The following is an 18,670-nucleotide window of genomic DNA, read 5'->3' as shown; positions in this document are numbered from 1 at the left end:
GTCCCCGGATTCGTCGAGATCGACCTGGTCGGGCACGAGGGCGGGAACAGCAGCGGGGAGTTCTGCTTCACCCTCACCGTCACCGACATCGCCACCGGCTGGACGGTGAACCAGGCGGTGAAGAACAAGGCCCAGAAATGGGTGTTCGAGGCCCTGATGCACGTCACCAGCGTCTTCCCGTTTCCCATCATCGGGATCGACTCGGACAACGGCAGCGAGTTCATCAACCACGAGCTCAAACGCTACTGCGAGGAGCAGCAGATCACGTTCACCCGGTCCCGGTCCGGGAACAAGAACGACGGAGCCCCTGTGGAGTGCGAAGAACTGGTCCCGGGTCCGCGAGCTGGTCGGATACCTGCGCTACGACACCCCCGCCGAACTGGAACTGCTCAACGAGATCCGGGAACTGGACCGCGTCTTCACCAACTACCTGCTGCCCCAGCAGAAGCTGGTGAAAAAGACCGGGGTGGGTGCCAAGGCCACCAAGGTCCACGACAAGCCGGCCACCCCGCACCAGCGGGCCATCGCCCACCCGGCCATGAGGAAGATGCCGGTCATCCGCATGAATTCCGCGTTCAAGAAAATCAGGGTCATGGCGCTCTCACGGCAGATCATGGCCCTGACCGGCCGCCTCGAGACCCTCGCCAAGGCCAAGGGCGGCACCGCCACCGATCACCTCAAGAAGTCCGAGTCATGAGCCAGCCATTTCCCGGAGGTTTCCGGATGACGCAACGTAGTGGCCTTCCCGGAGGTATTGACTTGACGCAACGGGAGCTTGACTCTCGGCCTTACGATTCCGGTGAGTTGGAGGGCCCGGATTTTCATCCGTAACGGGCTGCCGGAATAGCTGGGCCACCGTGGCCTTGTGGCTATCTCCAACTTTCGTCCCGTCACCGTTGGAGCCTGGATCGCGGATCTGCCGGTAGCAGCGGTCTGGCCCTTCTGGTATTCGTTTAGGTAGGTACAGGCGGCGGCTTTGTTCTCGGCTAGGAGCAGGTTGATCTGAACCTTCGCATGCAGCGAATCGAGCCTGTTCCACGAGCATCTCACCGAAATCGTAAGGCCATTGACTTTCCGTGGGAAAATACACCGTTCGGCAAGGACATCCCGGGTCTTGATGACCATGAACCCGTCCAGCAACCCGACCGAATAGTGCTCGAACACCGAATACCCGCTCAGCATCGCTGGCAGACAACATCAAACCGGTGATGCCCGCTCCAACCACCAATCACTTCTGCATGACAATAGATCTTTCCTATTCCTGGCAGTGGATTCCGCCAGGGCAAGCTACCGCCCTAGACGATATGAGGTGAAGGAGACGTCGGGACCCGCGTGCATCAATGTTTCACGGGTTGCCAGCACCAAGACCCCTTCCCGGCCGCCCGGGCACGGGTATTGACTGGTAGAGCCATATTTGAGACTTGGGAGGTCCCGACATGTTCGAGCGTACCCACATTGGGCTCGATGTCCATGCCCAAAGCATCGTTGCCTGCGCCCTGAACCCCGCCACCGGGGAGATTGCTCGCGCCAAGATGAATGCCGATCCGGTAGCAGTGCTGGACTGGATCCAAAAACAGGAAACAGGGTCCAAGGTTGTCTACGAAGCCGGCCCCACCGGGTTCGGCCTGGCCCGGTTCCTGCGCGAACACGACATCGACTGCGTGATCGCTGCACCCTCAAAACTGCTGAAGGCACCCGGAGAGCACGTCAAGACCGACAAGCGGGACGCACTCACCCTGGCCAGAATCCTCTCCCTGGGACAGATCACCGAGGTGCGGGTCCCGACCCCGGAACAGGAAGCCCTGCGCGACTTGTCCCGGGCCCGGCAGCAGGCGTCCAAGGAACTGGCCCACTCCCGGCAACGGATCAATGCCTTCACCCTGCGCCACGGGCTCTACTACCCCGAGAAGTCCCGCTGGACCCAGGACCACCTCGACTGGCTACGCAAGCAGCACTTCGAGGAGGCCGCGGCCCGCCAGGCCCTGGAAGCGGACCTCGAACTCGAAGTGACGCTGCTGGCACACCTCAAACGCCTCGAAGCCCTCATCGCAGAGCACGCCCAGGATTGTGAATACGCGGGCGTGATCGATGCGCTGAAGTGCTTCCGCGGGATCGACACCACGACCGCCTACGGCCTGGCCGTGGAGATCGGGGACTGGACCCGCTTCAGCGGGTCCAGCATCGGTTCCTATTTGGGGTTGGTGCCCTCCGAGCATTCCTCCGGGACCACCCGGTCCCAGGGCTCGATCACCCGGGCCGGGAACACCTACGCGAGACGCCTGCTGGTGGAGGCGGCCTGGCAACACGACCGCCCCTATACCCGGCCCGGGGCTCGGTTGATGAAGCAATTTGAGCTGGTCGACTCGGCTACCCGGTTGCGGGCGATGGAAGGGAACCACCGGTTGCACCGCGTCTGGGAGAACTTCACCCAGCGGGGCAAGAAACGCACCAAGGCCAACACTGCCGTGGCCCGTGAGCTGGCCGGCTGGTGCTGGTCCGTCGCTGCACCGCTGCAGGAACAAGCCGCCCGGACACCGATCTTCTCGGGGGCAGCCATCGACGCGGCCTGACCCCCACGGTCGTACCCTGTGGTGTCTGCGGAGGTGATGAGGCAGCACGAGGAACGAACCCGGGAAAGCGCTATGGGTAGCCGACACGCAAGTGAAGGCCACGCCCGCTTCCAGACCCCGGTATGTTCCAGCCGAATAATCGTCTTGTGGTATCCAATCCACGTATATCAGCCTTGACCTTGTCGTCGACATGACGCGCCTGCGCCCCCGCCGCCGCAGCGGTACACGAAGAACGACCCCGAGCTATTGCTGTGCTCGGAGTCGTTCTTCTCTGCCGCTTGACGCGGCTACATATCAGCGCTGGGGCGTCTTGGATGCTGCGCTTACCAAGCGCGCCCGAAGAATCCCCGTTCCGGGGCCCCGGAGCTCCTCCAGATAGGGAACGCGCCCGGCCATCGCCATCACCAAGGCCAGCGTCGATCCGGTCACCAGTGCTCCCGTTCCGGCGGCGAAGGGCCCATCGTCTGCCTGAAGCCGGAGGCCTTCGGAATGCGTACGGCTGGCAACGGTGAAGTTGCGGCTCGCATAGAACTCCGCGATGACTGTCAACGCATCAACGCTCGGACTGTGGACAAGCCCCAGCGTGTGGCGGATATCCTGGGCGTGCACGAATACCTCACCCACGTAGGCCGGGGCATGGGAGGACGGTGCGATGCTGCTGTTGATGACTGAACGGAACCGGTCAAGGGTTTCGGCCGGGGTGCTACCCAGCTGTTCCCGCAGCCGGCGCTGGTTGTGCACATCAGGCCGGAAGCGTGCGCCGATCATGCTGCGCATCCATCTCCATTGGTTCAGGCTCGCTGCGGCAGTGAGGTGCGCTAGGACCTGCTCAACGTCCCACTGAACGCAAAGTGTCTCGTGCTGCCATTGCGCCGGGCTGATCCCCGCCAGGTCATTGGCAAGTGCGGCGCGCTCGGCATGTGCGAGGGCCCAAAGATTAGCTTCCGACGTTTTATTCATAGGTTTGATCCTAGGGGTTGGCACCCCTTCTGGGCGCTGACGCACGCTCACTCCGTCCTTGGCTGGAGGACAACGGACGTATCGTCACTATATGGGCACAGTCAGCGAATATCTCGGCACGATTGACGGACCCGATCGTGCGGCCTTGGAACTCGTTTATTCAATAGCACGCGAAACGGTCCCCGAGGCCGAAGAAGGTACAAGCTACGCGATGGCAGCGCTCATCTACCGCGGCAAGGGACTTTTGGCGGCGGTTCAGGGTAAGAAGTTCCTATCGATCTATCCTTACAGCGGCTCCGTGGTGGCATCCAACCTCAACCTGCTGGATGAGTTTGTAACGACGAGCGGGAGCATCCACTTTTCGGCAGCGAACCAGCTACCGGAGGCCACGGTGCGTCGCATCGTTCAGGCACGGCGGGTCGAAATCGACGCAAAGGCCGGTTAGGTTGTCGTAGCCGCAGGGTTCCGCCGCGAGACCGGGCCCGCCACCAAGCTGGAAATCCGCCGGGGCATCAGGCCCCGAAAGGCCCGGCATATCGGAAGCTCCCTGCAGGAAGTGGTCTCCCGCCCAGCGCCAGCGCCATGAAGCTCTCTCCCCAGGAACGATCCGAGGCAATGATGCCGACCGGGATTGCCGGCACGTAGCCGAACCGGGGGTAGAAGCCGGCATGGCCCAGCAGGACTATCGCGCGCTCACCGGCTGCCGTGGCGCGGTCACGGATCCCATCGAGCAGCGCGCCACCGACACCCTGCACCTGGCATGCCGGAGAAACGCAGATGGGCCCGAGACCCAGTAGCGGAATGTCGCCGTCGATGCACCCCTAGCGGCTATGGCATGGCCGACGATTTCGCCGTCCTGTTCCGCGACGACGCAGAACTCCTGCAGGTACTCATCACAGGCGTACAGCTTGTCCCACAGCGCCGCTTCGCCAGATTCCGGGGTGGCCCCTCAGATCGGCAAAAGCCGAAACCACTAGGACGCGGATGGCCGGGCGGTCGGCCACTGATTCGGTGCTGACCAGCATGCTTCCACACTACCCATGCCTAGTTTGGGGCCCAAGGCTTGGCACCCACGACATCGGTCGCCGCAACCCGTGGGTTTCGGCGGCCGATGGTGTGCGTCGATTAGACGGATCCCACCGGGTGGTGCTCCCGGTAGCTCTTCATCGCCGGCTGGATTGCCATGGCCGATGCCACAAGGGCGACCACGCCTGGGATCCAGGTATTCCATGCCACACCGTGCATGCCGGAGGCGAAGCTGCCCATCCATGGCGAGGCGACAACCAGCGCTGCCACTGCCACCTGAATCCACTCGGCTACCGGCATTCCCGGTGCCGCGAGGTTAACCGCACCAATCACGATCAACGCGATGCCGCCGGTCATCATGTAACCGTTCGAGTATCCCAGCGCGTTGGTCCACGTCATGGCCAGCAGCGTATATGCGCCAGCAGCCACTACTACCCAGTTCTGCCATCCAGTCCACCGCTTCATGGTCCAGATCTCCTTTGCCTTCCCTTGGTCCCGTGATCCATGGGATTCTCCCGAATCACCGGGAATGCACCTAATTATTCGCCGAACGCCGCATCAGAAGCTGGCCCGAGGCCCCGCACTGGTGTTTCCATCGGCTGTGACTTCATCCTGCTCCCGTCACGTCGGCACGGGTAGGGCCGAAAGTCACTGTCTACGCGAGGGGCGGTGATCAAGACCGGCGTGCTTGGCCGGGCGTTTGCCCGGGATGAAGGACCTTGCCTACTTAAGGACGGGATGGTGGGATGGAATCCATGAGCGAAGCAGCCAAGGGACCCCGATCGTATTTTCCCTCCATCGAGGCCACCTATGGCCAACCCATTGACCATTGGATGAACCTGTTGGATCAGGTTGCCGGCCAGAAGCACCTCGAACAGGTCAAGTGGTTGAAGGCCCAGCACGGTATCGGGCATGGACACGCCAACGCGCTGGTCCGTGTTTACCGGGAGGAACACGGGGAGTAGCACGCTGGCAGATTCCATCCGGGGCGATCGGTGCCTGGCACCTACCCGTTGGGCCGGCCCGGAATGTATTGCACCGCCCACTTGTTACCGTCCGGATCGGCGAAGTTGACGAAGCTTCCCCAGTCTTGGACGTCGACCTCGCTGACCTGCACACCATTGGCCTTGAGCTGGTCATGCGCGGCCTGGATGTCGGAGACGACCATCTGCATGCTCGGCGCCGATCCCGGAGGTGCATCGGTCAGTCCATCGCCGATGCAGATCGAGCAGGCAGATCCCGGCGGGGTCAGCTGGACGAAGCGGATGCCCTCGCTGGGCCGCTCATCGAAGTCGGCGTTGAAGCCGGCCTTGTTGACGTAGAAGTCCTTCACGCGGTCGACGTCTGAGACGGGCACAAAACAAGCTCGAGTTTCCAATCCATGCGGCTCACGATAGCGCTGGCGCCCGTGCCGCGATAGTGCTTTGCCCGCCGGGCATGGATGCATCCACCCCGGCGCCGGACGCATCCTTCCGCCGTCCGCCATTTGCTGTCAGTTTGCATTGACACAACGGACGTGTCAGTTCAAACTGACGTTATGGAACGCGAAGAACCGGCCCCCTTGTTCACCGCCACCGACCCGGCCACGGGGCTCCGCTCGGTGGGGGCGTTGCACCGGCTGGCGGAACAAGTCGAGGCAACCCACGTGCAGCTGGCCAGGGAACAGGGCTGGTCCTGGGAGCAGATCGGGGACGCGCTGGGCGTCTCACGCCAATCAATCCATGCCAAGTACGGAAAGCCAGGCATTTCCCATGTTTGAACGACTCACCGACGCCGCACGCGATGCGGTTTCAGCCAGCGCCGCCGAGGCAAACCTGCGCGGTGACCGGCGCGTCGGCACCGACGCACTGCTGCTGGGCCTGCTGCACGATCCGGCGGTCGCCAGCGCCCTGGGGCTCAACCTGGCCACCGCCCGCGCCGAGTCGGCCGCCCTGGATACCCGGGCACTGGCCGCCATCGGCGTGGATACCGGGGGCTTTGCCCCCACCGCTCCCCCGGCCGGGAGTTGGCGCACCCCCTTCACCTCCGGCGCCCGCGCCGTCATCTCACGCGCACTGGCCCTGGCCGGGCAGCAGAAAGCACGCGCCATCGGGTCCAAGCACCTGCTGTTGGCGTTGCTGGAGGCCGAACCGCCCGATCCCGCAGCGGCACTGCTGACCGGCGCCGGGATTCAGCGCGAGAGTGCACGTTCGGCGGCCAACGCGCTCTAACGCCCCGACCTCCCCCTGTCGGCTGCACGAGGACGGGCCCGGCTCAGGCCCCGAGGTGGCCGCGGGTATCCAGCCCCTCGGCGGCCATCTGCTTCGCCAGAGAGTCCCGGCGTAGCAGCGCGGCCGACTTCCCGGGTGCTTCCGCCGGCTTCCAACTCGCCGCTGCCCGGTCCGGATCGAACAGGTAGCCGGGACCGGGAAGCGACCGCTGTTCGGACAGGTCCCAGGCCGCCAGTGCCTGCAGGCTGATCCCCCGCGGCCCGGTACGTCGGGTCAACCCGTGGACTAGCAGCAACCGGGTGGAGAAGAGTAGCGGACCGGAATTCTGCTGGGCCTCGTGGAAGAAGGTGCAGTCCACGCAGCCGGTCCCGTCGTCCAGTGAAATGAACACCACCCGGCGTCCACCGCGCATCGGCGGGGTCTGGGTGGCCACGCGGACCCCGGCGACCAGCACCTCGGTTCCGTTGCGCAGCCGCATCAGGTCGGCCGAGCGGGTGACGCCGAGCCGATCCAACAACGGGGCATGGGAGTCCATCAGGTGCCCGGTGACATCGAGCGCCAGCAGGTCAAGCTCGGTGCGTACCACCTCATCGGGCGTTGGTGCCCGATGTCCGACGGCGAGCGCCGCGAGTTCCACGTCGCCGATGGGTAGCGGGAGTTGGCCGGGGATGGGCCGGTGGCGTTGCGGGATGGGTTTCGCCGGGGGTTTGTTGAGGTGGGCGATGAGGTCTGCACGGTTTCCGCGTCCGGCGTTGGTTTGGAGCGTGTCGAAGGCGCCGAGTGCGGCGAGGTTGCGCAGCGAGGTGCGGGTGAGTCCGGAGCGGTCGCGGACGTCGGTGAGCGAGTCGTAGGGTTGGCCGGCGATGGTGCGTTTGGTTTCGGTGGCGGAGAGTCCGTGGATGCCGGTGAGCGGGAGGCGGATGCCGAGGCGTCCGGGCTTGCCGGTCGAGGGGGCGCGGTAGACGGCGGGCAGTGTCGCCGGGGGCAGGAGGCCCGGCACCGGCTCTACCGTGTAGCCCCTCCCCGAGCGGTTGATGTCCAGGGGGAGGATGGGGATGCCCATGCGGCGTGCCTCGGCGACGAGGAGTCGTTTGGGGTACATGCCGGGGTCGTGTTCCCAGATGCCGGCGAGGAAGGCTTCGGGGTGGTGGGCCTTGAGCCAGGCCGAGTGGTAGGTGGGGACGGCGAAGGCCGCTCCGTGGGCCTTGCAGAAGCCGAAGGAGCCGAAGGCGCTCAGGATCCTCCAGACCTCGTCGATGGTGTCCAGGGTGTAGCTGCGGTTCAGGGCGTTGGTTCGGAAGGCGGTTTCGACGCGTTGTTCTGCGTGGGGGTTTCCGAGCAGGCGCCGGTAGACGTCCGCTTGGGCGAGGGTGCATCCGGTCATGGTGTGCATGATCCGCAGTATCTGTTCGTGGAAGACGGTGACCCCGTGCGTTTCGGCGAGCGCCTCCCTCAGGTCGGGGTGCGGGTAGTGTGCCGGGGCGAAGCCGTGGCGGTTCTCCAGGTAGGGGGCGACCATGTTGGATTTCATGGGTCCGGGGCGGAAGAGGGAGATGTCGATGATGAGGTCGTTGAAGTCGCGGGGGGCGAGCTTGCCGATGAGTTCGCGTTGTCCGGGTGATTCGATCTGGAAGCAGCCCAGGGTGTCTGTGCTGCGGATGAGTTCGAAGGTGGGTGCGTCGTCCAGGGGGACGCGGGAGAGGTCGATGGTTCCGTTGTCCGCTATATAGGGCGGGAGGCCACCTGCGGGGTCGGTGGAGTGTCCCCCTGCTGCGGCTACGTTGTGTCCGCTTCCGTGGATGCGGGCGATTTCGCCCAGTGTGTAGGCGATGGATGATTGCATGCGTACCCCCAGGACGTCGAGCTTGAGCATGCCCATGGGGTCCATGTCGTGTTTGTCGTATTGGCTCATGGGCAGTCCCATGCCGCTGGGTTCCACGGGGGTGCGGTCGCGCAGGGTGCTGTCGGAGAGGATGACGCCGCAGGGGTGCATGGAGATGTGTCGGGGCAGGCGGTCGAGGCGTTCGGTGATGTCCACGAGCAGGTCCAGTTGGCGTTCGGCGCCCAGGCGTGCGGCGAAGGGTCCGAGTTCGGGTTTTTCGGCGAGCGCCTCGCGGAAGCCGGAGGCGGAGAAGCGCCAGAGTTGTTTGGCGATGGTGTCGATGTCGCTCTCCTCCATGCCCAGTGCTGCGCCGGCGTCGCGGACGGCTCCGCGGGCGCGGTAGCCGTTTTGCATGCTCATGAGGCTGACGCGGGTGGGGCCGAAGCGTTTGAAGATGTTGTGGTAGATCTCGTGGCGGGCTGCGGATTCGACGTCGATGTCGATGTCGGGCAGGGTGGTGCGGTCTCGGGAGAGGAAGCGTTCAAAGAGCAGGTCGTGGGCCAAGGGGTTTACCTGGCTGATGCCGGTGAGGTAGTTGACCAGGGATGAGGCGCCGGAGCCGCGGGCGGCGTGGCGTACCCCCATGCGGGTGATCATGTCGCTGACCTCGGCGACGGTGAGGAAGTAGGGGGCGAACCCGAGGGCGGCGATGGTGTCCAGCTCGGTGTTCAGGCGGTGTCGCAGTGCCCGGTCGCGTGCCTGGCCGGGCAGCAGTGCGGTGATGCCGGCCTCGCAGCGGGTGGCCAGTCCGCGGTTGGGGTCCCCGGTGATGCCGATGACGTGGGCCTCGGGGACGGTGGGCTTTCCCCAGCCGATGTCGGTGGCCGGGTCCAGGCGACAGCTATCGGCGAGCGTCTCGGTGTTGGACAGGAGTTTGCTGGCGATGCCTCCGTCCCCTGCCTGGCGGGCTATCTCGCGGGCGAGGGAGTGCATGGCCGCCGGGGGTTTGAGCCAGCCTTGGCCGTTGGGCTGCGGGTCGGTGAGGGTTTCGAGGGAGGTCAGGGCGCGGGCGGAGTCCAAGACGTCGGCGGTGGCGGCGCCGTCGGGTTCGGCGTAGCGTACTGCGTTGGTGAGGATGGGTTCGATTCCCGTTTCGGTGGCGCAGCGCAGCATGCGTACTGCGTGGGCGGTGCTGAGGCGTTCCCCAGGCCGGTTCAGGTGGGTGGTGATCTCGACCCGCAGGGCTTGGCTTCCCAGTATGGTGCGCCAAATGCGCAGCAGGGTGCGGGCGCCGGTGTAGTCGCGGCGGGCGGCGGCGGTCCCGACGTCGGAGCAGGCTCCGATCAGGACGGTGAGGATGGGGTCCCCGTTGTCGTCGTAGGCGTGGGCTGCCAGCTCCGCGTGGGTGACTCCCACCGGCTTGGCCCGGGTTCCCGCCGCACGGCCCGCCCCGGTGCCCTGGTGCGCCGCCGTGACCAGGTGGCAGAGTGCACGGTAGCCGGCGCCGGCGCGGTGTCCACGGGCGAGCACCACGACGCGCCCTTCGGTGCGCATGGGTCCGGGGACGGTGCGCCGGGTGTCCGCCGGGTGGGGGCCCAGGATGGCGAGGTCGACTCCGAGGATCGGGTCGATGCCGGCGTTACGGCAAGCTGCCAGGTGTTTGATGGCTCCGTAGAGTCCGTCCCGGTCGGTGGCAGCCAGGGCGTCGGATCCGTCGGCGAGCGCCTTGGCCGCGAGGGTCTTGGGCCAGGAGACGCCGTAGTGTGCGCTGTAGGCGGTGGCTACGTGGAGGTGGGTAAATATCATGCACCCTCCCGCAGTGCTTCATGGGCCATGATGATGCGCCAGCGCCCGGTGTCGACTTGGCGGGAGATGTCCAGCGTGCGTAGTGGTCCCCTGCCGGCGAGGCGGACCTGGAGCCGCCAGATCTCATGGTCGACCAGTCCGGGGCCGCGTCCGGCTTCGGCGCGCAGTTCCTCTGCCCACCAGCGTCGTCGTTCGAACCAGCGGATGGGTTCGGCGGCGACCTTGTAGTCGCGCCCGCCCCAGCGCAGGCGCAGGGGTGTCCCCGCAGTGGTGCATTCGACCTCGACCGACTGAGTGAACATGCCCATGTATGCCTTCCCATGCCCGCGGCTTCCATCCGTTGCCCGGGCGCGTGCTGTCCGGGGGCGCCGCACCAGACGGTGACCATGGAACCCCTTCATTCTATTCGAACCTGTGTTCTATACAAGACAAAACTAGAACATCAGTACGACAGAATGCCACTCGGGTCTCTCATTCGCACTCCGCTCAGGGATGAAACTGCTTCATGAATTCGAACACGTATCCGAGTATCACCGTCATTCCCCTGGGTTTCAGGGATATGGAGGCACCCCGGGCCTTCTACGTCGAGGGACTCGGTTTCCCGCTGTTGTGGAGCTCAGCGGGGCAGATCGCCTTCGTGCGGGCAGGGCCGGGGCAGATGCCTTCCCTCTGGGGCACTTCCTCGATGCCCGAGGAGTACGGGGATGTGGGACACGGGGGCGCAGGCTCCCCCGGTCTCGCTCGGACACAACACCACATCGGATCGCGAGGTCCGGCGGCTCTTTGAGCGTGCCGTGGCTGCAGGTGCCACGGTGATCGGAGAACCGACGCAACGCCACTGGGGCGGGACAAGTGCCTGCGTGGCGGATCCCGACGGGTTCCGCTGGGACTTCGTCCACAACCCCGGCTTCGGAGTCAACGGGGACGGTACCATCACCATGGAATGACACCGGTCGGTGATCCGCGAATTAGCCGGTGGCGTTCTTCCGCAGGACGAATCTGGCACCGCCGCCGATGGAGATCGTCACATCGCCCTCGTTTCCCACCGGGGTAAAACGAAAGAGGATCCCGCTGATCGACTGACCCCTGTCATATAGCTTGCGGAGTCGGACGTGGTCCTCCTCGGAGAGCGTGAATTCATGGCCGTCGTATTGGAGCAGGTACGTATCGGGGTGCATGCGTGCACGATAGCATTCGGGTAAACCCCCCCGGCCAGAACGCGGGTGCCGTGGGGCATCGACGTTATTGCTGGTCGCACCGGCCGACGTCCACTTCATGGAAGCACACGCGGCTAGCCGGCCTGGAACCTCCCGCTCTGCAGGTACTCCCTGGGCATGCGGAGCACCTCCAGAGTGGGTCCACATGTTGACTGCGGAAGGCGCTCGCTATCGAAGAACACGATCCCGGTGACTGCCGCCTCCTCGGGAGTCGCCACCCCCCTCCCAGCACTGCAAGAACAAACGCCTGGCAAACGTGACTCATGCCTGATTACACCACGCCGGCATCCTCGCCTCGAACGGGCATCGACAGGGCGCTACGGGCATCAGCTGCTGGATCTTTTCGAGCTGCCAGTTCCTCGCGGAGCCCAACGACTTCCAGCCGCAGTGCTTCGATATGGTCCACGGTCGCTACTTGCTGCGCTTGATCTTGCTCGGAAACCTTCTCCACCAGCCAGCTGGCTAGTGTCGCTGTGACGATACCCAGAAGAGTGATCCCACCGATCATCAAGCCAACAGCAATGATCCGCCCGGTGGCCGTGACCGGGGAGAGATCTCCATACCCCACCGTCGTGATGGTCGTGAATGCCCACCAGATAGCGTCCCCGAAGGAAAGGATCGTGGCTCCTACGGCGCTGCGCTCCGCGTCGTACATGGCCAGGGCCGCCATATAGATCAACAGAGCCGACGCTGACACGACATACGTCACAACACGGCCACGAAGGGCGTTGCCCGCGACCTTTTGGAGCACCGCCAAGAGCGTGACCAAGCGTAGAAGCCGCAGCGGCCGGAGCGCCGGCAAGGCAACTATGGCGAGGTCTGGAAGGTGCCGGACAAACCAAGAGACTCGCTTGGGTGCCATCGCCAACGAAACCAAGTAGTCAACGGCGAAGATCGCCCACGTGATGATAACGATCGCCTGCGAGATGGCGCTGACCTCCGGACCCGCGGCCAAGACCTGCAAGGAATAGGAAAAGAGGAAAAGGATCGAAGCTATCATCAGCGGCCATTCGGACACTTTTTCCCAGCGCTCAAGAGTCATCAGGCCATGGTATCCGTGTCCCCAAAGATGGCCGCCGCCTCGCACCTTACGGGGGTTTGAGACGCGCGCCGCCTTTTGTTAATAGGGTCGACTCAGAGCTTGGCGAACGCCGCCAGGTAGCCCTCGGTGTAGCTCGGGAACTGCGGCACCGAGTCGCGCAGCACCTCCAGCGGAATCCGGGCCCGGATCGCCAATGCGGCGAAGTGGATCCATTCACCAGCCAGCGGGGACACGGCCCAGGCGCCGATCAGCACCTGGTTCTCCTCGTCCAGAAGCAGTCCCATTTCCCCGCGCGGGTTCCGCTCGTAGGTCCAGGGCCGGGCAATGGCGGCCGCCAGATCCACCACCACCTCCGATACCAGCAGCCCGGCGGCTTCCGCCTGGGCCCGGGTGAGCCCGACGGCGGCGATTTCCGGGTCGGCGAACACCACTCGCGGGATCCCCTCGTAGTTGGCCGCATGCTCCCGGCCCAGGATCGCATCGGCGGCAATCCGCCCCTGATACTTGGCCACGTGGGTAAAGGACAGGGTCCCGGTGACATCCCCGATGGCATACAGCCCCTGGGCGGCTCGGCACTGCCCGTCCACGACGATGTTCCCGCGGCCATCGAGCCGGGCACCGGCTTCTTCCAGGCCCAGGCCCCGGGTGCGTGCAGTGCGGCCCGTGGCGAAGATGACCACGGCGGCCCGCGCCTGGGTCCCGTCATCCAGTTCCAGCACGCTCTCGCCGCCCTCTTTCCGGGCCCGCACAGCCGATGCGCTAAACCGCAGGTCCACTCCCGCGGCGCGCAGGTGCTCCCCGGCCAGCTCACCCACCCTCGGTTCCTCGCGGCCCAGCAGCGTCGGCCCACGATGGAGCAGAGTGACCGGGATGCCGAAGCCGGCCAGAAATACAGCGGTCTCGACGCCGACGGCGCTGCCCCCGACGATGATCGCCGATGCCGGAAGAACCGGCGTGGTATAGGTTTCCCGGTTGGTCCAGGCGGTGATGTCGCCGATTCCCTCCAGCGCCGGGAGCAGTGCTTCGGTCCCGGTGGCAATGATGACCTGACCGGCCCCATAGCGAGACCCGCCAGCCTCGATCACCCCCGGACCCAGCAGCCGGGCGGACTCCTTAACGACAATCGCACCGCGCCCGGCATAGCCGGCCACCTGGTTTCCGTCATCCAGGTGCCGGGCCATGAAGTCACGATGGTCACGGGCCTGCTCCCAATCCAGGCCGGTGTCCCCGGGGCCCGCGGCGCGGTTCGCCTCCCCACGCACCTCCGGCCCGCGCAGCACGGTCTTGGAAGGGATGCACGCCCAATAGGCGCACTCGCCACCGATCAGTCCGGATTCGAACAGAACCACCCGCAGCCCGGCGTTGATCAACCGGTCGGCAGCCACCTCGCCACCGGGGCCCATGCCTATCACTGCCACATCGAATGCCCCGCCCATGATTACCGCCTCGTCAAGGAGTGCCGCCGACCCGGATCGGGCCGTCCCGGACCCTGGGGTCCGACTCCAGAATGGCACCGGAGGCCCCCGAAATCATCGGCAGGAACCCCCCGAACCTCCCCGAACCTCTGCCCCACGTGCCGAAACAACCGAATTCTTATGCACGAAAGCGTGTACACACACACGCGAATAAGGATATGTTGGACGGGAACGGTGACGGATGCTGCCCCGCACAAGCTGGGAAAGCGCCCGTCCCGTTTCCTTGTGCAACCGCCCGCCGAACAATGGAGTCCTCGCATCGTGCAGCGTAAAAAACTCGGGAGCAGCCTAGCCCTCATCGTCGCCCTGGCCCTGGGAACCGGGCTAGGAAGCACCCCAGCCACGGCACACCAGCTCCCGGCCACCGTGTCGATCCCGATGGCCACCGTCAAGCTCGCTAAGGTCACCACGGTGAACTTGAACCTGCGCAAGTCCACGACGACGGCATCAAAACTGTTGGTGACGATCCCAAAGAACACATCGCTCACGATCACCCGGACCAGCGGCTCATGGTCCTACACCACGTACAAGGGCATGAGCGGCTGGGCTCACGGCAGCTACCTCAAGAACGCCCCAACCAAGGCGAAGGCCACATACCTCTACGCCACCGCCACCGCCACGCTTAGGTCCACGGCCTCGGACAAGGGCAAGTCCCTCGGAACCGTCGCGCGCCGCACCAAGGTCGCACGGTTGGGAACCAGCGGCGCCTGGACGAAGGTGAAGTCAGGGTCCAGCACCGGGTATATCAAGACCACCGGGCTCTCCACGAAGCTGCCCGCCAAGGCCTACCGCTGGGCCACGGCCGACACGACTGTTCGCTCGAGCCCGAATGCCTCTGCCAAGAAACTCTACGTACTCAAGCGGGGCCAGCAGGTCGAATGGCTACAGAACACCGGCAGCTGGCAGCTGATCACCACGACACAGGGAAGGGCCTGGGCACCGGGTTCGACCCTGGCCACGAAGAAACCTGACCCCCTGCCCCCGGTGGTAACCAAGCCCAAGCCGCCAGTCACTGCCAAGCCCCCGGTGGCAACCCCATCCAAGCCGCCAGTCACTGCCAAGCCCCCGGTGGCAACCCCATCCAAGCCGCCAGTCACTGCCAAGCCAAATCACCGCTGGACCACGGCAAACGTGAACCTGCGTCCCACCAGCTCCACCAAGGGCGCCCCGCTGGGCCTGGTTCCGCGCGGGGAAAAAGTCACCGTCGTGAAATCCACCGACGGCTGGTCAAACGCCAAGACCTCCCAGGGCACCGGGTGGATGAGTTCCGACTACCTTGCCACGGCGGCCGTGCCCGCCGATCCAAAGCCAGAGGACCCGCAGGAGGCGAAGGAAACCTACCGGTGGACGACATCGGACGTGAACCTGCGCTCCGATGGTTCCACCGACAATCCGTCGCTCGGCGTCGTACCAGAGGGCGAGAAGGTCGGCTTCCTAGGCTCCGAGAACGGCTGGGCCAACGTGAAGACCTCCGAGGCCACCGGCTGGATCAGCGAGGCCTACCTCTCGGCCAAGGAGATCGTACCTAAACCGGCGACCCCGCCACCGGCTTCCGATGCCCAGTACCGTTGGGCGACTGCCGACGTGAACCTGCGCCCCGACGGCTCTACCGGGAAACCCCCGCTCGGCGTCGTGCAGACCGGAGAGAAGGTCACGTTCATCATGTCGGTCAACGGCTGGGTGAATGTGAAGACCTCCGCGGGCACCGGCTGGATCAGCGAGGCCTACCTCTCCAAAACCCTCTTCACCGCTTCCCCGGGGCTCAAGCCGAACGCGGTGAAGGTCAAGAACCTGATCGTGCAGCTCTACCCCTACGAGGTCTACAGCATCGGCGGTGTGCGCCAGGGATCGGTCGGCCACTCGGCCGGTGTCGCCCTTGACCTGATGATCCGCGACTACAAGAAACCCTCCGGGATCAAGGCCGGCGACGCGATCGCCGCATACCTGCTCGAAAACCGCACCGAACTGGGCATCGACTACCTGATCTGGCGTGATCAGATCTGGCTCTCGCGCAAGGGCTGGGTCCCCTACTCCAAAGGCGGCTACGGCCAGCACCTGGGTACCTGGAACGACACCACGTTGCATTACGACCACATCCACGTCGAAACACTGGGGCGGTAGGCCCGGCTGCCCAACCGAAACCACAGACGCCCTCCGGCCCCGTATGGGCCGGAGGGCGTCTGCCATGGTGGAATCGGGGGAAATCAGGCCCTTGCCTGGGAAATGCGGACGGTGTTGCCCGACGGGTCGCGGAATGCGCAGTCGCGCGGACCCCACGGCTGCTCGATCGGTTCCTGCAAGACCTCGGCCCCGGCCGCGCGCACCTTTTCGAAGAGCCCGTCCAGGTCATCGGTGGCCAGGTTGATCAGCGGCAGCACTCCCTTGGTCAGCAGCACCTGCAGGGCGTCCCCGTCAGACTGCGAGCGCCCGGCATACGGTTCGGAAAGCACGATTTCCAGGCCGGGCTGGACATCGGATCCCAGGGTGACCCAGCGCTGCCCGCCGGATCCCACGTCGTTGTGCACGTCGAAGCCCAGGGCATCGCGGTAGAAGGCCAGGGAGGCATCGGTGTCGTTGACCGTGATGTGTGAGTACTGCACTGAAATGTTCATGTAGCAAACGCTAGTCGCGGCGTACCCAGCGAGCTTCTCCAATTCTGCTCGATCCGCCCACTGCCACGGAAGGTCGCACCCACGAAGCGGATGGCCCGGCCCCGGGTTCCGGAGGAGGAGGGGCATGGAGAACAACCAACCGGACCGGAAAACGCTGCGTACCCTCTCCGTAATGGACCTGCATGGGGCCGCCTACTGAAAATGGAAAAAATCGTACGATAAGGATGCGTACAGCCAGGTAGCCGCTGCCCTGCAGCTTGGCGGTTGGATCTCGTCAAAGCCTGTCCGTACGCCGAACCCTGAGTGGGGACGATCAGCTGGGCAGGTCCGCTACCACCGGTTCCGTCGCGTTCGTTCGCTTGAGACGCCATCAGAACGGATCTTGATTTTGGTAGAGCAGGCCCGGTACGAGAGGTTCGTCCAACGTCGTACGCCATGAAGGCGGAACGACCTTCCCAAGCCGTGGTCCCGGTGGGCCTGTAACATCGCTAATTACCGCTGTCATGCAGCGTGGCTACACCCCCGCCAACCAGGAAAGCCAGTCATGGCGACAGCAACGGAGTCATAGCCGGGCACGATCCTGCGCGGTATCGCTTCAGGCCTCTTCCCCATGGCTGGGTTCACGCCCATTTACGCAATTTGGGCAATCTTTGCATGGCCGTTGCCCGGTTCCGTTTTCTTCGCGGCGGCACTCGCCTGGTTGATCTACCTCCTTGCCACAGCCATGCGGCTCATCTCCGTAAGCACTGCGATGCCTCGAGTCAAAGCTGCATTCGATGCGCGCATTGACAAAGGGATGAGCATTCTCAGCAGCGTCCAAGGTGGACTGATCGTCACCGCAATCGTCTTGCCATCGGTCTTTGGCCTAGCACAATGGATTTTGCCGATCGTCGCCCGCATCGTCGCCCTGCACTTCTCCTTCATGCCGTGGCTCTTCGGGCGCACCATCGATTATTATCTCGGATCAGTCATGCTCGCGATCGCAGTAGCCAGCCTTCTTTTGACTTCAGCACAAACAGAATGGACCACAATCTGGGGCGTTGTCGGCGTCGGCAGCGCCTGCATCACCAGCGCATTCGGGTACTACATGGTCACAGCAGCGCGACTCACTCTCACCGACGCCAGAGGCGAATAGGCACGCTCAAAACGTCGCATCGGCACCCGCAAACCCGTCTGCCACCGAACAAATCAGCTATTGACCAGCTGTTTTGCAAATACTAGGCCATGAAGTGTACATAGAGGATGTTCGGTGAGTTATCCGGCGATGGGGCACCCATGTTACACAGTACTCGAGACCGATTTCGACTGGTGGATATGTAGCCATCTGGGGTGGATCAAATACCTCACTCCATTCCGAATGTCTTGCCGTAAGATGCATTCCGCTTTCAGAAGCGGCCCCTGCTTGAGCTTCAGCGGATCTGCGCCGCTGTCTGCACCGAGGCGGGCACCGAACTGAACTGACTGCAAGGGGCTGACTGAGCCCGACCGGCCCCCGCACGCCCTACCTGCTGCGGATCGGCCGCGTGGTGATCCGCGCGATGCAGGCGGGCATGGCCTCCACGGCACTGTGCTTGCGCGTACGGTATGAACTCGGCGTTTCACCGACGATCTCGGTGAAACTGCTACTGAAGGACCCCAGCGAGGTACAGCCTACCGCCATGCACGCGTCGGTGACGCTTAGCCCGGTGCGCAGCAGTGCCATGGCGCGTTCGATCCGCCGGGTCATGAGGTACGCGTAGGGCGACTCGCCGTAGGCTGCCCGGAAGCTGCGTGAGAAATGCGCCGGAGACATCAGCGCCTGCGTCGCCATCGCGGGTACATCCAGCGGGCTGGCGTACTCCCGGTCAATCAGGTCCCTGGCCCGGCGCAGCTGCACCAGGGCTTGGAGTTCATGCGCTTGCATGGATTCGAGGTTAGCACCGGGACGATG

At 64.5% G+C, this 18,670-nt stretch carries 19 protein-coding genes and 2 pseudogenes; 10 read left to right on the top strand and 11 right to left on the bottom strand.

What is annotated here, in order from left to right; all coding sequences use genetic code 11:
* Window positions 1–18 precede the first annotated feature (18 nt).
* From E9229_RS19900 to E9229_RS16070, 3 genes and pseudogenes are all read left to right on the top strand, one after another.
* A pseudogene (locus E9229_RS19900) lies at window positions 19–231 on the top strand (integrase); the annotation flags it as partial.
* Window positions 232–451: 220 nt separating this feature from the next.
* Window positions 452–697, top strand: coding sequence for a hypothetical protein (locus tag E9229_RS19895; RefSeq protein ID WP_312855730.1), 246 nt, complete (start codon window positions 452–454; stop codon window positions 695–697).
* 739 nt (window positions 698–1,436) lie between these two features.
* Window positions 1,437–2,570, top strand: coding sequence for an IS110 family RNA-guided transposase (locus tag E9229_RS16070; protein ID WP_183512648.1), 1,134 nt, complete (start codon window positions 1,437–1,439; stop codon window positions 2,568–2,570).
* Window positions 2,571–2,864: 294 nt separating this feature from the next.
* On the opposite strand, the gene E9229_RS16065 is transcribed toward E9229_RS16070, so the two are convergent.
* Window positions 2,865–3,530: a maleylpyruvate isomerase family mycothiol-dependent enzyme gene (locus tag E9229_RS16065; RefSeq protein ID WP_183512646.1), complete on the bottom strand. Its 666-nt coding sequence runs from the start codon at window positions 3,528–3,530 to the stop codon at window positions 2,865–2,867.
* A gap of 91 nt (window positions 3,531–3,621) precedes the next feature.
* Here E9229_RS16065 and E9229_RS16060 point away from each other — a divergent pair, with 91 nt between their 5' ends.
* Window positions 3,622–3,975: an iron chaperone gene (locus E9229_RS16060; protein WP_183512645.1), complete on the top strand. Its 354-nt coding sequence runs from the start codon at window positions 3,622–3,624 to the stop codon at window positions 3,973–3,975.
* Between the two features lie 67 nt (window positions 3,976–4,042).
* Here E9229_RS16060 and E9229_RS16055 read toward each other — a convergent pair whose 3' ends face one another.
* Together E9229_RS16055 and E9229_RS16050 are read right to left on the bottom strand one after the other, a co-directional pair.
* On the bottom strand, window positions 4,043–4,309 hold the full coding sequence (locus E9229_RS16055; RefSeq protein ID WP_407671393.1) for a GNAT family N-acetyltransferase: 267 nt from the start codon (window positions 4,307–4,309) through the stop codon (window positions 4,043–4,045).
* A 346-nt stretch (window positions 4,310–4,655) separates the two neighbouring features.
* Complete coding sequence (locus tag E9229_RS16050) at window positions 4,656–5,021, bottom strand: SPW repeat domain-containing protein (protein WP_183512642.1); 366 nt, start codon at window positions 5,019–5,021, stop codon at window positions 4,656–4,658.
* 290 nt (window positions 5,022–5,311) lie between these two features.
* Between E9229_RS16050 and E9229_RS16045 the strand changes: the two genes are divergently transcribed.
* On the top strand, window positions 5,312–5,521 hold the full coding sequence (locus E9229_RS16045) for a DUF4287 domain-containing protein (protein ID WP_183512641.1): 210 nt from the start codon (window positions 5,312–5,314) through the stop codon (window positions 5,519–5,521).
* 41 nt (window positions 5,522–5,562) lie between these two features.
* Here the strand turns inward: E9229_RS16045 and E9229_RS16040 are convergent.
* A pseudogene (locus tag E9229_RS16040) lies at window positions 5,563–5,939 on the bottom strand (VOC family protein).
* A gap of 133 nt (window positions 5,940–6,072) precedes the next feature.
* On the opposite strand from E9229_RS16040, the gene E9229_RS16035 reads away from it, so the two are divergent.
* The gene (locus E9229_RS16035; RefSeq protein WP_407671378.1) at window positions 6,073–6,315 is read left to right on the top strand and encodes a hypothetical protein; all 243 of its coding nucleotides are present in this window, start codon (window positions 6,073–6,075) and stop codon (window positions 6,313–6,315) included.
* A complete protein-coding gene (locus E9229_RS16030) occupies window positions 6,308–6,766 on the top strand; it encodes a Clp protease N-terminal domain-containing protein (protein ID WP_183512638.1) in 459 nt (152 codons plus the stop codon). Before E9229_RS16035 ends, E9229_RS16030 begins: the two co-directional genes overlap by 8 nt.
* A 43-nt stretch (window positions 6,767–6,809) precedes the next feature.
* Here E9229_RS16030 and E9229_RS16025 read toward each other — a convergent pair whose 3' ends face one another.
* Entirely contained in the window at window positions 6,810–10,394 is a 3,585-nt protein-coding gene (locus E9229_RS16025; RefSeq protein WP_183512637.1) for a DNA polymerase III subunit alpha, read from the bottom strand.
* The gene (locus E9229_RS16020) at window positions 10,391–10,702 is read right to left on the bottom strand and encodes a hypothetical protein (protein ID WP_183512635.1); all 312 of its coding nucleotides are present in this window, start codon (window positions 10,700–10,702) and stop codon (window positions 10,391–10,393) included. Before E9229_RS16020 ends, E9229_RS16025 begins: the two co-directional genes overlap by 4 nt.
* A 396-nt stretch (window positions 10,703–11,098) precedes the next feature.
* Here E9229_RS16020 and E9229_RS19535 point away from each other — a divergent pair, with 396 nt between their 5' ends.
* A complete protein-coding gene (locus E9229_RS19535) occupies window positions 11,099–11,341 on the top strand; it encodes a VOC family protein (protein ID WP_246380823.1) in 243 nt (80 codons plus the stop codon).
* Between the two features lie 21 nt (window positions 11,342–11,362).
* Here E9229_RS19535 and E9229_RS16010 read toward each other — a convergent pair whose 3' ends face one another.
* The 3 genes from E9229_RS16010 to E9229_RS16000 all read right to left on the bottom strand — a co-directional run bounded on the left by E9229_RS16010 (window position 11,363) and on the right by E9229_RS16000 (window position 14,089).
* Window positions 11,363–11,572, bottom strand: coding sequence for a hypothetical protein (locus tag E9229_RS16010; RefSeq protein ID WP_183512634.1), 210 nt, complete (start codon window positions 11,570–11,572; stop codon window positions 11,363–11,365).
* A gap of 310 nt (window positions 11,573–11,882) precedes the next feature.
* On the bottom strand, window positions 11,883–12,653 hold the full coding sequence (locus E9229_RS16005; protein WP_183512632.1) for a potassium channel family protein: 771 nt from the start codon (window positions 12,651–12,653) through the stop codon (window positions 11,883–11,885).
* Window positions 12,654–12,745: 92 nt separating this feature from the next.
* Entirely contained in the window at window positions 12,746–14,089 is a 1,344-nt protein-coding gene (locus E9229_RS16000) for a dihydrolipoyl dehydrogenase family protein (RefSeq protein WP_183512631.1), read from the bottom strand.
* Window positions 14,090–14,389: 300 nt separating this feature from the next.
* Between E9229_RS16000 and E9229_RS15995 the strand changes: the two genes are divergently transcribed.
* On the top strand, window positions 14,390–16,249 hold the full coding sequence (locus E9229_RS15995) for an SH3 domain-containing protein (RefSeq protein ID WP_183512629.1): 1,860 nt from the start codon (window positions 14,390–14,392) through the stop codon (window positions 16,247–16,249).
* An 83-nt stretch (window positions 16,250–16,332) separates the two neighbouring features.
* Here the strand turns inward: E9229_RS15995 and E9229_RS15990 are convergent, their stop codons facing one another.
* Complete coding sequence (locus E9229_RS15990; protein WP_183512628.1) at window positions 16,333–16,740, bottom strand: VOC family protein; 408 nt, start codon at window positions 16,738–16,740, stop codon at window positions 16,333–16,335.
* A 610-nt stretch (window positions 16,741–17,350) separates the two neighbouring features.
* Between E9229_RS15990 and E9229_RS15985 the strand changes: the two genes are divergently transcribed.
* On the top strand, window positions 17,351–17,875 hold the full coding sequence (locus E9229_RS15985; RefSeq protein WP_183512627.1) for a hypothetical protein: 525 nt from the start codon (window positions 17,351–17,353) through the stop codon (window positions 17,873–17,875).
* 366 nt (window positions 17,876–18,241) lie between these two features.
* Here E9229_RS15985 and E9229_RS15980 read toward each other — a convergent pair whose 3' ends face one another.
* The gene (locus E9229_RS15980; protein ID WP_183512626.1) at window positions 18,242–18,643 is read right to left on the bottom strand and encodes a helix-turn-helix transcriptional regulator; all 402 of its coding nucleotides are present in this window, start codon (window positions 18,641–18,643) and stop codon (window positions 18,242–18,244) included.
* Window positions 18,644–18,670: the final 27 nt, after the last annotated feature.

Source organism: Paeniglutamicibacter cryotolerans, assembly GCF_014190875.1.
GTDB lineage: Bacteria > Actinomycetota > Actinomycetes > Actinomycetales > Micrococcaceae > Paeniglutamicibacter > Paeniglutamicibacter cryotolerans.
The sequence above is the reverse complement of the archived record's forward strand: the minus strand, read 5'-3'. Positions and strand labels throughout refer to the sequence as shown.

Bases quoted from the DNA above. Each gene is read 5' to 3' on its own strand.
- E9229_RS16030 (WP_183512638.1), top strand. From the start codon at position 6,308: ATGTTTGAACGACTCACCGACGCCGCACGCGATGCGGTTTCAGCCAGC.
- E9229_RS16020 (WP_183512635.1), bottom strand. From the start codon at position 10,702: ATGGGCATGTTCACTCAGTCGGTCGAGGTCGAATGCACCACTGCGGGG.
- E9229_RS16025 (WP_183512637.1), bottom strand. From the start codon at position 10,394: ATGATATTTACCCACCTCCACGTAGCCACCGCCTACAGCGCACACTAC.
- E9229_RS15985 (WP_183512627.1), top strand. From the start codon at position 17,351: ATGGCTGGGTTCACGCCCATTTACGCAATTTGGGCAATCTTTGCATGG.
- E9229_RS16070 (WP_183512648.1), top strand. From the start codon at position 1,437: ATGTTCGAGCGTACCCACATTGGGCTCGATGTCCATGCCCAAAGCATC.
- E9229_RS16060 (WP_183512645.1), top strand. From the start codon at position 3,622: ATGGGCACAGTCAGCGAATATCTCGGCACGATTGACGGACCCGATCGT.
- E9229_RS19535 (WP_246380823.1), top strand. From the start codon at position 11,099: ATGTGGGACACGGGGGCGCAGGCTCCCCCGGTCTCGCTCGGACACAAC.
- E9229_RS16045 (WP_183512641.1), top strand. From the start codon at position 5,312: ATGAGCGAAGCAGCCAAGGGACCCCGATCGTATTTTCCCTCCATCGAG.
- E9229_RS15980 (WP_183512626.1), bottom strand. From the start codon at position 18,643: ATGCAAGCGCATGAACTCCAAGCCCTGGTGCAGCTGCGCCGGGCCAGG.
- E9229_RS16050 (WP_183512642.1), bottom strand. From the start codon at position 5,021: ATGAAGCGGTGGACTGGATGGCAGAACTGGGTAGTAGTGGCTGCTGGC.
- E9229_RS16065 (WP_183512646.1), bottom strand. From the start codon at position 3,530: ATGAATAAAACGTCGGAAGCTAATCTTTGGGCCCTCGCACATGCCGAG.
- E9229_RS16005 (WP_183512632.1), bottom strand. From the start codon at position 12,653: ATGACTCTTGAGCGCTGGGAAAAAGTGTCCGAATGGCCGCTGATGATA.
- E9229_RS15990 (WP_183512628.1), bottom strand. From the start codon at position 16,740: ATGAACATTTCAGTGCAGTACTCACACATCACGGTCAACGACACCGAT.
- E9229_RS16000 (WP_183512631.1), bottom strand. From the start codon at position 14,089: ATGGGCGGGGCATTCGATGTGGCAGTGATAGGCATGGGCCCCGGTGGC.
- E9229_RS16010 (WP_183512634.1), bottom strand. From the start codon at position 11,572: ATGCACCCCGATACGTACCTGCTCCAATACGACGGCCATGAATTCACG.